The organism is Stenotrophomonas sp. 22385 (assembly GCF_052045085.1).
In the GTDB taxonomy this organism is placed as follows: Bacteria; Pseudomonadota; Gammaproteobacteria; order Xanthomonadales; family Xanthomonadaceae; genus Stenotrophomonas.
Genome location: NZ_JBQEOG010000005.1, coordinates 226,754 through 241,285 on the forward strand (window position 1 = coordinate 226,754; position 14,532 = coordinate 241,285).

At 68.0% G+C, this 14,532-nt stretch carries 13 protein-coding genes; 6 read left to right on the forward strand and 7 right to left on the reverse strand.

Annotation, left to right across the window (positions count from 1 at the left end; translation table 11 throughout):
- Window positions 1-149: 149 nt before the first annotated feature.
- The 4 genes from hutU to hutI are packed head-to-tail and all read right to left on the reverse strand — an operon-like array spanning window position 150 to window position 5,426.
- Window positions 150-1,820: a urocanate hydratase gene (gene hutU / locus ACTJI4_RS10970; RefSeq protein ID WP_392921702.1), complete on the reverse strand. Its 1,671-nt coding sequence runs from the start codon at window positions 1,818-1,820 to the stop codon at window positions 150-152.
- Window positions 1,817-2,665 (reverse strand): N-formylglutamate deformylase, encoded by an 849-nt coding sequence (gene hutG, locus ACTJI4_RS10975; RefSeq protein ID WP_392921704.1) that lies wholly within the window; start codon window positions 2,663-2,665, stop codon window positions 1,817-1,819. Before hutG ends, hutU begins: the two co-directional genes overlap by 4 nt.
- Window positions 2,662-4,203, reverse strand: a complete 1,542-nt coding sequence (gene hutH / locus ACTJI4_RS10980) for a histidine ammonia-lyase (protein ID WP_440869356.1) — start codon at window positions 4,201-4,203, stop codon at window positions 2,662-2,664. The genes hutG and hutH overlap by 4 nt, the downstream gene beginning before the upstream one ends.
- Before the next feature lie 23 nt (window positions 4,204-4,226).
- Complete coding sequence (gene hutI, locus ACTJI4_RS10985; RefSeq protein WP_440869357.1) at window positions 4,227-5,426, reverse strand: imidazolonepropionase; 1,200 nt, start codon at window positions 5,424-5,426, stop codon at window positions 4,227-4,229.
- A gap of 63 nt (window positions 5,427-5,489) precedes the next feature.
- Between hutI and ACTJI4_RS10990 the strand changes: the two genes are divergently transcribed.
- Window positions 5,490-6,869: a formimidoylglutamate deiminase gene (locus ACTJI4_RS10990; RefSeq protein ID WP_440869358.1), complete on the forward strand. Its 1,380-nt coding sequence runs from the start codon at window positions 5,490-5,492 to the stop codon at window positions 6,867-6,869.
- 31 nt (window positions 6,870-6,900) lie between these two features.
- Window positions 6,901-7,629, forward strand: a complete 729-nt coding sequence (gene hutC, locus ACTJI4_RS10995) for a histidine utilization repressor (RefSeq protein WP_440869359.1) — start codon at window positions 6,901-6,903, stop codon at window positions 7,627-7,629.
- A gap of 3 nt (window positions 7,630-7,632) precedes the next feature.
- On the opposite strand, the gene ACTJI4_RS11000 is transcribed toward hutC, so the two are convergent.
- The 3 genes from ACTJI4_RS11000 to ACTJI4_RS11010 all read right to left on the reverse strand — a co-directional run bounded on the left by ACTJI4_RS11000 (window position 7,633) and on the right by ACTJI4_RS11010 (window position 9,750).
- Window positions 7,633-8,670, reverse strand: coding sequence for a restriction endonuclease (locus ACTJI4_RS11000; protein WP_440869360.1), 1,038 nt, complete (start codon window positions 8,668-8,670; stop codon window positions 7,633-7,635).
- A gap of 220 nt (window positions 8,671-8,890) precedes the next feature.
- Window positions 8,891-9,385 carry a phasin family protein gene (locus ACTJI4_RS11005; protein ID WP_392921720.1) on the reverse strand — a complete coding sequence of 165 codons (495 nt, stop codon included), beginning with the start codon at window positions 9,383-9,385 and terminating at the stop codon, window positions 8,891-8,893.
- A gap of 89 nt (window positions 9,386-9,474) precedes the next feature.
- Window positions 9,475-9,750, reverse strand: coding sequence for a polyhydroxyalkanoic acid system family protein (locus tag ACTJI4_RS11010; RefSeq protein WP_440869361.1), 276 nt, complete (start codon window positions 9,748-9,750; stop codon window positions 9,475-9,477).
- Between the two features lie 120 nt (window positions 9,751-9,870).
- On the opposite strand from ACTJI4_RS11010, the gene ACTJI4_RS11015 reads away from it, so the two are divergent.
- From ACTJI4_RS11015 to aroA, 4 genes are all read left to right on the forward strand, one after another.
- Window positions 9,871-10,671: an FHA domain-containing protein gene (locus tag ACTJI4_RS11015; RefSeq protein ID WP_440869362.1), complete on the forward strand. Its 801-nt coding sequence runs from the start codon at window positions 9,871-9,873 to the stop codon at window positions 10,669-10,671.
- Window positions 10,672-10,850: 179 nt separating this feature from the next.
- Window positions 10,851-11,936, forward strand: a complete 1,086-nt coding sequence (gene serC, locus ACTJI4_RS11020) for a phosphoserine transaminase (RefSeq protein ID WP_392921728.1) — start codon at window positions 10,851-10,853, stop codon at window positions 11,934-11,936.
- Window positions 11,937-11,966: 30 nt separating this feature from the next.
- A complete protein-coding gene (gene pheA, locus ACTJI4_RS11025; protein WP_440869363.1) occupies window positions 11,967-13,127 on the forward strand; it encodes a prephenate dehydratase in 1,161 nt (386 codons plus the stop codon).
- Window positions 13,128-13,218: 91 nt separating this feature from the next.
- Entirely contained in the window at window positions 13,219-14,526 is a 1,308-nt protein-coding gene (gene aroA, locus ACTJI4_RS11030; protein ID WP_440869364.1) for a 3-phosphoshikimate 1-carboxyvinyltransferase, read from the forward strand.
- The last annotated feature ends 6 nt before the right edge of the window (window positions 14,527-14,532 follow it).

A 14,532-nucleotide genomic window follows, 5' to 3' on the forward strand; every position in this document is an offset into this window, starting at 1 on the left:
GGCGGCCAGGTGCGACCTGTAAACCAGCGAGAGGCCGCGAAAGTTAACAGGTTGCGCCGCCGCCGTCACCCACCGAAGCCGCGATCCCGATCATCGCAATGCCGTCACCGGGCGCGGTGTGGTTATCGGCAGTCGATCGGGATGCGACCCTACCGGTGCAGAATCCCGGGCAGATCCAGGCCTTTCTCCTTCGCGCATTCAATCGCGATCTCGTAGCCCGCATCGGCGTGTCGCATCACGCCGGTGGCCGGGTCGTTCCACAGCACGCGCGCGATGCGCTTGGCGGCCGCTTCGGTGCCGTCGCAGACGATCACCATGCCGGCGTGCTGCGAGAAGCCCATGCCCACGCCACCGCCGTGGTGCAGCGACACCCAGGTGGCGCCGCTGGCGGTGTTGAGCAGGGCGTTGAGCAGCGGCCAGTCCGATACCGCGTCCGAGCCGTCGGCCATCGCTTCGGTTTCGCGGTTCGGCGAGGCCACGCTGCCGCTGTCCAGGTGGTCGCGGCCGATCACCACCGGCGCCTTGAGCTCACCGTTGGCGACCATTTCGTTGAATGCCAGCCCGAGGCGATCACGATCCCCCAGGCCTACCCAGCAGATGCGCGCCGGCAGGCCCTGGAACTTGATCTTCTCGGCGGCCATGTCCAGCCAGCGGTGCAGGTGCGGGTTGTCCGGAATCAGTTCCTTCACCTTTGCATCCGTTTTGGCGATGTCCTCCGGGTCGCCGCTCAGTGCGGCCCAGCGGAACGGGCCGATGCCGCGGCAGAACAGCGGGCGGATGTAGGCGGGCACGAAGCCGGGGAAATCGAAGGCGTTTTCCACGCCTTCTTCCAGCGCCATCTGGCGCAGGTTGTTGCCGTAATCCACGGTCGGCACGCCCAGCGCATGGAAGGCGAGCATGGCCTGGATGTGGTTGGCCATCGACGCGCGCGCGGCTTTCTCGACGACCTTGGGTGCGGTCACGCGCTGTTCGTCCCATTGCTCGACCGTCCAGTCCTGCGGCAGGTAGCCGTTGACCGGGTCATGCGCTGAGGTCTGGTCGGTCAGCAGGTCCGGCTTGACTCCGCGCACCAGCAGTTCGTCCAGCACGTCGGCGACGTTGCCGAGCAGGCCCACCGACAGCGGCTTCCTGGCCGTGCACGATTCCTCGATCAGGCGCAGCGCTTCGTCCAGGTTGTCGGTCCAGGTGTCCAGGTAGCCAGTGCGCAGGCGCATCTCGATGCTGCTCCTGCGGCACTCCACCGCCAGGCACGAGGCGCCGGCCATCACTGCGGCAAGCGGCTGCGCGCCGCCCATGCCGCCCAGGCCGCCGGTGAACAGCCACTTGCCGGCCAGGCTGCCGTTGTAGTGCTGGCGGCCCATTTCCACGAAGGTTTCGTAGGTGCCCTGCACGATGCCCTGCGCGCCGATGTAGATCCAGCTGCCGGCGGTCATCTGGCCGTACATGGCCAGGCCCTTCTTATCCAGCTCGTTGAAGTGGTCCCAGTTCGCCCAGCGCGGCACCAGGTTGGAATTGGCGATCAGCACGCGCGGCGCATCGGCATGGGTGCGGAATACGCCCACCGGCTTGCCCGACTGCACCAGCAGGGTCTGGTCGTCTTCCAGGCGGGTGAGGCTCTCGATGATGGCGTCGTAGCTTTCCCAGTCGCGCGCGGCGCGGCCGATGCCCCCGTACACCACCAGTTCCTGCGGGCGCTCGGCCACGTCCGGGTGCAGGTTGTTCATCAGCATGCGCAACGGTGCCTCGGTCAGCCAGCTCTTGGCGGTGAGCGTGCTGCCGGTGGGGGCGATGATGGTGCGGGTGGAATCGTGACGGCTCATGCAGCACTCCGGGAGTTCGCGAATTCAAGGCAGGCGCTGAGCACCTGCTGCAGCGTGTGGCGCAGCGGTGCAGCGTGGTCGGGGTCGAGCGGGGTGGGCCAGCTGTGCACGTCCACCTGTTCGGGCTCGTGCATGTAGCCGCGGCAGGCCAGTTCCATCTGCAGGCTGTGCACGCCACTGGCAATGTCGCTGTAATGGCGGGTGATCCAGCCGCCCTTGAAGCGGCCGTTGCGCACATGCGGCAGGCCGCTGATCCGGCACAGGTTCTCCACCACGTCGCTGAGCGCGTTGTCGCAGGAGGTATCCGGTGCGCCGGAGGGGCCGGCAGTACCCAGGTTGAACTGCGGCAGCTGCCCGTCGAACAGGTGCGGGATGTGCGAGCGGATCGAATGCGCGTCGTACACCACCACGGTGCCGTGCCGCTGGCGCAGGCGAACGATCTGGGCAGCCAACGCAGCATGGTAGGGCGCGAAATACGCATCGCGGCGCCGGGCGATCGCTTCTGCATCCGGTTCCCGGCCCGGGTGGTACAGCGGCTGGTTGTCGAACGTGGTCAGCGGGCACAGGCCGGTGGTGTTCTGGCCGGGATAGAGGGACACGCCGCTGGGATCGCGGTTGAGGTCGATCACCGAGCGCGAAATTGCCGAACGGATCGTCGTGGCCCCCATGCGCTGCGCGAAGTCATACAGCTCATGCACCCACCAGTCGGCATCGCGGCGGGCCAACCACGGCGATACGAAATCGCCAACCAGCGCATCCGGCAGCTCGGTGCCGGTGTGCGGGAAGCTGACGATCAGCGGAGCATCACCCTCGTGTACCTGCAGCCAGTCAGGGTGGGCGTTCATGCCAGTGGCTCCAACTGCGGCAGGATGTCGGCGATCCCTTCGGCCAGCGCGCCGCTGCGCACCAGCGCGGTGGCAGCGACCATGTCCGGGTGGAAGTAGCGGTCGTCCTGCAGGGTCGGCACCTGCGCGCGCAGGCGATGACGCACCGCTTCGAGCGCATGGCTGGAGCGCAGGCCGCGGTGGAAGTCACAGCCCTGCGCGGCGGCCAGCAGTTCGATGCCCACCACGTTGGCCGCGTTCTCGGCCATCTGCAGCAGGCGGCGTGCGCCATGCGCGGCCATCGACACGTGGTCTTCCTGGTTGGCCGAGGTGGGAATCGAATCCACGCTGGCCGGGTAGGCGCGCTGCTTGTTTTCCGAGACCAGTGCGGCGGCGGTCACCTGCGGAATCATGAAACCGGAATTCAGGCCCGGCTTCGGAGTGAGGAACGCGGGCAGGCCCGACAGCGCCGGGTCGACCAGCATCGCGGTGCGGCGTTCACTGATCGAACCGATCTCGCACACCGCCATCGCCAGCATGTCGGCGGCAAACGCCACCGGTTCGGCATGGAAGTTGCCGCCGGACAGCGCTTCGTTGGTATCGGTGAACACCAGCGGGTTGTCCGACACGCCGTTGGCTTCGATCGCCAGCGTGGTGGCGGCCTGGCGCATCACATCAAAGGCCGCGCCCATCACCTGCGGCTGGCAGCGCAGGCAGTACGGGTCCTGCACGCGCACGTCGTTGTCGCGGTGCGATTCGCGGATCGCCGAGCCCTGCATCAAGGTGCGCAACGCCGCTGCGGTGGCGATCTGGCCACGCTGTCCGCGGATCTGGTGGATGCGTGGATCGAACGGGGTGTCCGAGCCCTTCGCCGCTTCCACCGACAGCGCGCCGGTGACCAGCGCGGCCTGGAACACGGTGGTGATCTCGAACAGCCCGGCCAGCGCATAGGCGGTGGAGTACTGGGTACCGTTGAGCAGGGCCAGGCCTTCCTTGGCGCCCAGCACCAGCGGCGCCAGGCCGAAGCGCGCCAACGCATCGGCGGCTGGCAGGCGCTCGGCGCCGACGAATGCCTCGCCCACGCCGATCATCACGCTGGCCAGGTGCGACAGCGGTGCCAGATCGCCCGAGGCGCCGACCGAGCCCTGGCACGGAATCACCGGCACCAGGTCGTGCTGCAGGAACGCTTCCAGCAGCGCCAGGGTTTGCGGGCGGATGCCCGAGGCGCCCTGGGCCAGGCTGGTCAGCTTCAGCGCCATCATCAGGCGCACTACCGGCGCAGGCATCGGCTCACCGACGCCGGCCGCGTGCGACAGCACGATGTTGCGCTGCAGGGTTTCCAGATCGTCGCGCTCGATGCGCACGCTGGCCAGTTTGCCGAAGCCGGTGTTGATGCCGTACACCGGCTCGCCCTTGGCCACGATATCGGCCACGGTCTGCGCGCTGCGGCGCACCGCCTCGGCCGACGCCGGGTCCAGGCGCACGCGGGCACCGTCGTAGATCGCGCGCCAGTGCGCCAGCGTCACCGCGCCGGGCTGCAGGGTCAGGGTCGTACTCATGGAATCTCCAGGCATCACTATGTTCAGACGGATACGCCGCGCATCACGCGTGCGTGCAGGGGGTTGAAGCCGATGCGGTAGACAAGGTCGGCAGGCGCCTCGATGTCCCACACGGCCAGGTTGCAGTCCAGCCCGACCGCCAGGCGGCCGACGCGCGCCTGCCGGCCCAGCGCACGCGCCGCTTCCCGGGTGAAGCCGGCGATGCACTCGTCCACGGTCATGCGGAACAGCGTGGCGGCCATGTTCATGGCCAGCAGCGGGCTGGTCAGCGGCGAGGTGCCCGGGTTGCTGTCGGTGGCCAGTGCCAGTGGTACGGCGGCCGCGCGCAGCGCGTCGATCGGGGGCAGGGTGGTGTCGCGGGTGAAATAGAACGCGCCTGGCAGCAGCACCGCCACGGTGCCGGCGGCACGCATCGCGGCGATACCCTCGGCATCGAGGTGTTCGACGTGGTCGGCCGACAGTGCGCCATAGCGTGCGGCCAACGCGGCGCCGTGCTGGTTGCTGAGCTGTTCGGCGTGGATCTTCACCGCCAGCCCGTGCGCCTGCGCGGCCACGAACACCTGCTCGGCCTGCGCGGTGCTGAAGGCGATGTTCTCGCAGAACACATCGACCGCTTCGGCCAGGTCCTGCGCAGCCACCGCCGGAATCATCACGTTGCACACCTCATCGATGTACTCCTGTGCCTGCCGTCCCGGCGGCACCGCGTGCGCGCCGAGGAAGGTGGGTACCACCTCGACCGCGCGCTGCCGCGACAGCTCGCGGGCCACGCGCAGCTGCTTGGTTTCGTCTTCAAGCGAGAGACCGTAGCCGGATTTGATTTCCACCGTGGTGAGGCCTTCGGCCAGCATCGCGTCCAGCCGCGGCAGGCTGGCGGCCAGCAGCTCCGCGTCGCTGGCGGCACGGGTGGCGCGTACGGTGGAGACAATGCCGCCGCCGGCACGGGCGATGTCGGCATAGCTCACGCCCTGCAGGCGCTGTTCGAACTCGTTGGCGCGGTTACCGGCGTACACCAGGTGGGTGTGGCAGTCGACCAGTCCCGGGCTGATCCAGCGCCCGCCGCAGTCCACGCGCCGGGCCGGCCGCAGGTGCGTTTCGGAACCTGCCGGGCCGACGTGCACGATGCGCCCTTCGTGGGCGGCAATCACCCCGTCGCGGATCACGCCCAGCCCGGGGCCGTCGACGGTGATCAGGTGGGCGTTGGTCCAGAGGGTGTCACAGTGCATGGCAGCAACCACGGCGGCTTATATGTCTATACAATATAGGCGCCACTTCCGGGATGTCCAGTGATGCCAGCCAACCCCGCTTCCGTCCTCGCTTTCCACGCCGACCATGCCCTGCTGACGCAGGGGTGGGCGCGCGATGTGCGCATCGTCTGCGCCGGCGGCACCCTGCAGTCGGTCACCCCGGGCGCGGCCGCGCAGCCCGGGGACACCGCGCTGGCGATCGCGCTGCCCGGCCTGGGCAACCTGCACAGCCACGCCTTCCAGCGCGGCATGGCCGGCTTGACGGAAATCGGCGGGCGCAGCGGCGACAGCTTCTGGAGCTGGCGCGAACTGATGTACCGGTTCCTGGCCCACCTGCAGCCCGATGCGGTGCAGGCCATCGCCGAACAGGCTTACGTGGAGATGCTCGAATCCGGCTTCACCCGCGTGGGCGAGTTCCACTACCTGCACCATGCCCCGGATGGCTCGCCGTATGCCGACCGCGCCGAGATGGCCGCGCGCATCGCCGCGGCAGCGCAGGGCAGTGGCATCGGCCTGACCCTGCTGCCGGTGTTCTACGCGCACGCCGATTTCGGTGGCGCCGCGCCGAACCCGGCCCAGCGCCGGCTGCTGCATGACGTGGACGGGTTCGCCGCGCTGCTCGACGGCTGCCGCCATGCGCTGCGCGGGCAGGACGATGCGGTGCTGGGCATCGCACCGCACAGCCTGCGCGCGGTGACTGGCGAGGAGCTGGCGGCGCTGCTGCCGCTCAACAACGGCCCGGTGCACATCCACATCGCCGAGCAGACCCGCGAGGTGGATGCCTGCGTGGCCTGGAGCGGGCTGCGCCCGGTGCGCTGGCTGTACGAACATGTCGCCGTCGATGAACGCTGGTGCCTGGTGCATGCCACCCACGTGGATGCCGACGAAGTGCAGCGCATGCTGGCCAGCCGTGCGGTGGTCGGGCTGTGCCCGATCACCGAGGCCAACCTCGGCGATGGGCTGTTCCCGATGCAGGCCTTCGCGCGTGGCGGCGGTCGGTTCGGAGTGGGCTCGGATTCCAACGTGCTGATCGATGCGGCCGAAGAGCTGCGCCTGCTCGAATACGGGCAGCGCCTGCAGCTGCGTGGGCGCAACGTGCTCGCCCCGCAGGAAGGCGTGTCCAGCGGGCGCTGGCTGTTTGAACAGTCGCTGCAGGGCGCCGCGCAGGCCTTGGGCGTGATCACTGGCCTGCAGCCCGGTGCGCCGGCCGACGTCGTGGAACTGGACCCGCAGCACCCGACGCTGATCGCGCGCGAAGGCGATGCCTGGCTTGACAGCTGGGTGTTCGCCGCTCGTAATGGCGCCGTCCGATCGGTCTGGCGCGGAGGGCGCGAGCTGGTACGGCATGGCCGCCACCTGCAGCGCGACGCCGTTGCAGCGCGCTTTGCCCACGCCCTGCGCGGCGTGCTTGCCGCGCACTGAACGTGGCTGCCACCCCTACCAGGATTCCCGCGTGACCGGCAAGAAAGCCGAAACCCTCAACCAGCGCATCCGTGCCGAGCTCGAGAGCCGCATCCTGAGCGGCGAATGGGCGCCGGGGTTCCGCATCCCGTACGAGCACGAGTTGATGGAGCAGTACGGCTGCTCGCGGATGACCGTCAACAAGGTGCTCACCGCGCTGGCCGAGAGCGGCATGATCGAGCGCCGGCGTCGTGCCGGCTCGTTCGTAGCGCGCCAGCCGCCGCACCTGGAACAGGTGGCGCTGGAGATTCCCGACATCGCCATGGCAGTCGGCGCGCGCGGCCATGCGTACGGTTACCAGCTGCTGGACCGCGCCTACCGCGTGCCCAACACGCAGGTGGATGAGGAAATGGCATTGTCCGCTGGCGAGAAACTGCTGGCCATGCGCTGCCTGCACCGGGCTGACGGCAAGCCGTTGGCGCTCGAACACCGGCTGATCAGCCCGGTCGGGGTGCCCGAAGTGCTGGACGTGGATTTCAACACGACCGCGCCGGGCAGCTGGCTGCTGCAGAACGTGTCCTGGACCCGCGCCCAGCACCGGATCAGCGCGTGGGGCGCCGATGCCGCGGCAGCGGCCCTGCTTGAAGTGCCGCTGGGCACCGCGTGCCTGGTGATCGACCGCCTCACCTGGCGCGGCGAACAGCCCATCACCTGTGTACGGCAGATGTTCCTGGGCGATGCCTGGGACTTGGTGGCCCGGTTCGCGCCCGGCGCGCGGTGAAGCTTACGAGGTGGCGCACTGGCGCCAGCGCACCGGCTCGTCGGTGTTGATGCGGGGATTGAGCTGGATGCGCACCGTGCGCAGTGCCGGATAGCGCTTCACCTGGGTGCAGATGCGCGGCCAGACCTCGTCGATCTCGGCCGAACGGTTGACCGCCAGCGTCTGCCGGGTCTGCCAGAACGCGCTGAGCACGCCCTCCTGCTGGGCAAGCAGCGTTGCCAGTTCGCGCTGGTAGACCGCCAGCGTGGCCGCATCGGGGTCGGCGATGGTGCCGAGGATCTGGTTCGGGGCAGTGCTGTGCGCGGCGGTCGTCGGTGCACCGGCTGCGGCGGCCGGCGCCGGGCTGGATGGTTGCGCCGGTGCAGGGGCCGCTGGAGCGGGCGCGGTGGCCGCCGGCGGAGGCGGTGCCTCAACCGGTGCAGGCGTCTGCGCTGCCTGGTCCAGACGTGAGGTCAGGTACCCCATGCCCACCAGCAGGCCAAGGGTCAGCGAACCCAGCGCGGCGATCGAGATGCGCCGCACCGCCTCGCGGCGTGCCTCGTGCTTGACCCGGGCTTCCACGTCACCGGGCAGGTAGGGCTGCAGCATCGGCCACAACAGGCTGCCGTCCAGCACTTCAACGCTCTGCTTTTCGGCGGTCGAGCGGCCATCCCGTTCAACCATGCCCTCGGTGATGAGGATGCCGCCGCGGGCACCGGCCAGACGCGCCGCGGCGCCCAGCTCATTCACCGCCGCCCGGCCGATCCGGTAAGCGCGGCCATGCTTGCATGACACAAGGAACCGCTGGTGCTGTGCATCCTGCATCAGGAAGTCACTGCTGGGCTCACGGCTGTCGTCGGCATCGCCGGTCACGTCCTGCAGGCCGCGCTGCTCGTGCAGTGCGCGCCGCACGATCGCGGAGAAGTCCCGCCAGTGCATCCCGGCCAACGCGCTGAGCCCCAGCCGGGTCTCCTTGCGGCGACGTTTCACCAGCCAGAAGTAGGCCGCGGCGAGGGACCAGACAACGAAGGCCAGCAGCAGAGCCAGAAACCAGGAGAACATGGGACCCAGGGATGAACACGGAGGCGTGGACCACAGTTTATATGCGCCCGGGTCTGTCTGCGGGATGCCGTTCTCAAATTGCGGACACAAAAAACCCGCCAATCCTTAGCCGTGAGGGGAGGGAACAAACGGCGCAGAAGCAATTGGCGGGTCTGGCTGGATTGTCAACAAAGTCGTGTTGCTTTGCAACAATCACAGTACGGTTGCGTGTGGGCGCCGGTCAGGGGTCCGAACCGGGGGACTGGTGAGTACCTGGACGCGGGTCCGCGTTCGGCGAAGCGTTGCGGGCCTCGGCGCGGTTGAGCCGGGTGGTGAGGGCATCGATCCGCGCATTGAGCGCAGCCACATCCTCGGCCGTGGGAATATGCAGGCGCTTGAGGACGCCCTGGACGCGGTCGTCGAAGGCCTTTTCGACCTTGTCCCAGGTCCCGGCGGCCTTTTCCCGCGCTTCGCCCAGATGTTCCTCGACGTTGTCGCGCCAGCGCGGCGTGTCGCCGGCCCGCTCTCGATTGCGGGCGTCGACGGCTTCGCCTTCCTTGACAAGGTCATCCAGAACGCGGGTTCCTTCGGCCTGGGCGCGCGCGAACGCGCCAAGCCCGGCCAGCCAGATCTGCTTGGCCGAACCGGTCAGCTGGCGCGAGAAGCGCTCTGCCTGGTCCTGCAGCGAGGGCTTTTCGCCCGGGGTGCGGTCATCGTAGTCGTCATGCGTGTTCATGGGGGGCGATCCTGTGAGTGGCCACCCCCCGATCCTACCCAGCGCTTCGATTGTGCGGTGTGATGGCGCGGTTCCTCCTCGCCGGTGGTTCAGGCGAGCTTTTCCTGCAGCACGCGGCGGATTTCGCCTTCGACCATGCTTTTCATCATGGATACCGGAAACCCCAGTTCGGCGGCAACGTGGACCTGGCCGGGCAGCAGCGCTATCCGGCCGTCAACGCCCGAGCCGTTGAACGTCAATGCACTGCCAACCCAATCGGCCTGGACGCCAAACTTCTGCTGGAGGCTTTTCGTCATGTCTTCGATGACCGTGCGCGCGGCGTCATCGGTCTGGGCGTGGGTATGGAGGATATCGATCTTGGACATGCTGGCTCCTGCGGGCGGCTGACGTAGCGGGGGATGCATTGTGCGCATCTGCTCAGCCAACTCCAAGCCGTGCGTCACACTTCTATCCGGACGGACGCCCAACCTGCTAGGCTGCGCCGCGTGCAGAACCTGCTTGTTCACTTCACTCATCGCCAACACCCCGACCAGCCGTTGCGGCCGGGGGTACAGCGCATCGTGCGTCATGCGTCGGGCAGCGTCCGCCTCGGCGGCGACGCCGCCGGAACCCTGCTGCTGGCCCAGTTCTGCCTGGACGACCGCGGCTTGTGGCTGCAGGTGGCCACCGGCATGCGCGGCATTCACGTGAATGGTCGCCCGGTAAGGCGGATGACGCTGCTGCGGCCCGGCGACGCGGTCTACGCCGACGGCGTGGAAATGTTGATCCAGGGCGAATGCGAAGCCCTCAGCCATGCCCCGTCGCGCAGCGATGACGTCGCAGAAGACCAGCGCCTGCTGCGCGGGGTCGGCGGGCAGCATCACGGCCGCAGTTTCACCCTGGACCGCCCACGGGTGATCGGCCGCGGAGCCGAATCAGACATCGTCATCGACGACCCGGCGTTCGCTGAACAGCACGCGCGCCTGGAGCGCCATGGCGAGCGTCTGCTGTTGCGGGATCTGGGCGCAGGCGAATCGACCCGGGTCAATGGCGTCAGCGTTCGCCATTGCTGGCTGCAGCCCGGCGACCAGCTGGTCTTCGATGCCCAGCACCGGTTCGTGCTGGAAGTCCCGCACGACGGGCGCAAACGCGTGGCCAGCGTGGAAGAAGATGAGCTGCTCGACCTGCCATCGCCGGTGGAACCGCTGGCGAAGCCGAAGCGGGTGAGCCGCTGGCCGTGGCTGCTCGGCAGCGCGCTGCTGCTGGCCGGCTTGATCAGCCTGCTGCTGTGGTTCGGCGCGCGGTGAACGCGTCGCCCGACCAACGGTCGGGCGCTACCGCCACGGCGCACGATCGCCGGTAGTACACGACCGTCGGTCGTGTGGCGGCGCCGATAGATTCGGATGCAACCAATTTCCCCTTGTCCTGCAAGGCCTAAAGGCTGGTGCGCTGCGGCATACTAGGGGTCTTGCCCCATAGGTGTGACATGACGCGCGCGTTCAATTTCAGTGCCGGCCCTGCAACCCTGCCGGAATCGGTCCTGCGCCAGGCGCAGGAAGAGATGTTGGAATGGAACGGCGCTGGTGCCTCCATTGTCGAAATGAGCCACCGCGGCCCGGAGTTCATGGCCGTTGCCGCCCAGGCCGAAGCAGACCTGCGCCGCCTGCTCGGGGTGCCGGACGACTACGCGGTGATGTTCCTGGCCGGTGGAGCGACCACCCAGCAGGCCCTGCTCGCGCTGAATTTCGCCGCCCCCGGGCAGACCGTCGACTATGTGCTCACCGGCCATTGGGGCAAGACCGCGATCAAGCAGGTCAGCCCCTACGTGCGGGTCAACGTGGCCGCCAGCAGCGAGGCCGGTGGTTTCCATGACATCCCGCCGCGCAGCCAATGGCAGTTGTCCGACGATGCCGCCTACGTGCACATCACCGCGAACGAAACCATCCATGGCGTCGAGTTCCGAGACACCCCGGACGTCGGCAATGCGCCGCTGTTCGCCGATTTCAGCTCTTCCATCGCCAGCGAACCGCTGGACGTTTCCCGCTACGGCCTGATCTATGCCGGTGCCCAGAAGAACCTGGGTCCGGTGGGCGTTTCGGTGGTGATCGTGCGCCGCGACCTGCTCGAGCGCAGTGGCCAGCCGCGCGCGGACATTTTCGATTACCGCTCGCACGTCGCTCGTGACTCCATGCTCAACACCCCCCCCACCTGGAACTGGTACCTGGCCGGGCTGGTGTTCCAGTGGATGCTGGCCGAGGGCGGGGTGGAAGAATTTGCACGCCGCAATGCAGTCAAATCATCGCTGGTCTACGGCGCCATCGATGCCTCCGGTGGCTTCTACCGCAACGAAGTCGTGCCTGCCGCGCGTTCACGGATGAATATTCCGTTCTTCCTGCCCGACGAAAGCCTCACCGCACGTTTCGTGAGCGAGTCGAAGGCCGCCGGGCTGCTGGCGCTGAAGGGCCACAAGGCCGTCGGCGGCATCCGCGCCTCGCTGTACAACGCGCTGCCGGTGGAAGGCGCCCAGGCGCTGGCCGCCTTCATGCGCGATTTCCAGCAGCGCAACGGCTGACGCTCCCGACATCTGTAACTGGATACCCTGATGGCCAACAAACCCGCCAAGCCCAAGGCACCTGCCGCCAAGCCCGCCAAAACCAAGGCCGACGCCGTACCCGCCGTCGCCGCTCCGGTGCTGTCGGATGTGCGCGCCAAGATCGACCACATCGACCGCAGCATCCAGGCGCTGATCGCCGAGCGTGCCCAGTTCGCCCACCAGGTCGGCAAGGCCAAGGGCAAGCTTGCTGCGGCCGTGGACTACTATCGCCCCGAACGCGAAGCCCAGGTGCTGCGCATGGTGGTGGACCGCAACGAGGGCCCGCTCAGCGACGAAGTGCTGGTGCATGTGTTCCGCGAAATCATGTCGGCCTGCCTTGCCCAGCAGGAGCCGCTCAAGATCGGATACCTGGGCCCGGAAGGCACCTTCAGTCAGCAGGCCGTGCTCAAGCACTTCGGCCGTTCGGCGCTGGGCCTGCCGCTGGCCAGCATTGAAGAAGTGTTCCAGGAAGTGGAAGCGGGCAACGCCGATTTTGGCGTGGTGCCGGTGGAGAATTCGGGGCAGGGCACCATCCAGATCACCCTGGACATGTTCCTTACCTCCAACCTCAAGATCTGTGGCGAAGTCGAACTGCGCGTGCAGCAGTACCTGATGTCGCGCAGCGGCCGGCTGGAAGATGTCGAACGCGTGTACGGCCATCCGCAGTCGTTCATGCAGACCTCCTCGTGGCTGCGCGCCAACCTGCCCAAGGCCGAAAAAGTGCCGGTATCGAGCAATGCCGAAGGCGCGCGCCGCGCCCGCAACGCCGATGACGCCGCCGCCATTGGTGGCGAAAGTGCAGGGCACGTGTACGGCCTGAAGAAGGTCGTGACCAAGCCAATCCAGAACGACGCCGACAACACCACCCGCTTCCTGGTGGTGGGCCGCCAGTTCTTCCCGAGCTCCGGCCACGACCGCACCTCGGTGCTGGTGTTCATCCACGACAAGCCCGGCGCGCTGTTCGACGTGCTCAGTCCGTTCGCGCGGCACGGCATCAGCATGAACCGCATCGAATCGCGCCCGTCGCACAACGCAAAATGGGAGTACGGCTTCTTCATCGATCTCGCCGGCCACATCGATGATGCGGCCATGCAGGCCGCGCTGGCCGAATTGAAGGCGCACTCGGCACAGATCAAGGTGCTGGGTTCCTACCCGGTGGCCGTGCCCTGAGACCCCGGTGCCGGCGCCCCGCGCGCGGCACCGCTTACCGTCATTCCGCATCATCGCTGCCTTCACCGGCGGCTTTCTACAGGATTCACCGATGACCGCTTCCGCTTCCTGGACCGCCCGCAAGGGCCAGCCCCTGCAGGGCAGCCTGACCATTCCCGGCGACAAGTCGGTCTCGCATCGTGCGGTGATGTTCGCCGCACTGGCCGATGGCGTTTCGCACATCGATGGCTTCCTGGAAGGCGAAGACACCCGCGCCACCGCCGCGATCTTCTCGCAGATGGGCGTGCGCATTGAAACCCCGTCGCCGTCGCAGCGCATCGTCCACGGCGTGGGCGTGGATGGCCTGCAGGCACCAGCCGGCCCGCTGGATTGCGGCAACGCCGGCACCGGCATGCGCCTGCTGGCCGGCCTGCTCGCCGCGCAGCCGTTCGATTCGGTGATGGTGGGCGACGAATCGCTGTCGCGCCGTCCGATGCGCCGGGTGACCGGCCCGTTGGCGCAGATGGGCGCTAAGATCGACACCGAGGCCGATGGCACCCCGCCGCTGCGCGTGCACGGCGGCCAGCCGCTGCACGGCATCGACTTTGCCTCGCCGGTGGCCAGCGCGCAGGTCAAATCGGCCGTGCTGCTGGCCGGCCTGTATGCGCAGGGCGACACTGCCGTGACCGAACCGCACCCGACCCGTGACTACAGCGAGCGCATGCTGCGCGCGTTCGGTGTGGAGATCGAGTTTTCGCCCGGCAAGGCCCGCCTGCGCGGCGGCCAGCGCCTGCGCGCCACCGACATCGCGGTGCCGGCCGACTTCTCCTCGGCCGCATTTTTCCTGGTGGCGGCCAGCATCATTCCCGGCTCGGCGCTGACCCTGCGCCAGGTCGGTCTCAACCCGCGCCGCACCGGCCTGCTTGCCGCCCTGCGCCTGATGGGCGCGGATATCCGCGAAGAGAACCATGCAGAGCAGGGCGGGGAAGCCGTTGCAGACCTGGTGGTCCGCCATGCACCGCTGCACGGCGCCGAGATTCCCGAAGCGCTGGTGCCGGACATGATCGACGAGTTCCCGGCGCTGTTCGTCGCAGCGGCGGCCGCGCAGGGCAACACGGTGGTGCGTGGCGCCGCCGAACTTCGGGTCAAGGAATCCGACCGTCTCGCCGCCATGGCCACCGGCCTGCGCAGCCTTGGCGTGCAGGTGGATGAAACCGAAGACGGTGCCACCATCCACGGTGGTCATGAGCTGGGCAGCGGCACCATCGAAAGCCACGGCGACCACCGCATCGCCATGGCGTTTGCCATCGCCGGCCAGCTCAGCAGCGGCGAGGTGCGCATCAACGACATCGCCAACGTTGCCACCTCGTTCCCCGACTTCGACGGCATCGCCCGCACCGCCGGCTTCAACCTCGCGTAAAAAAAG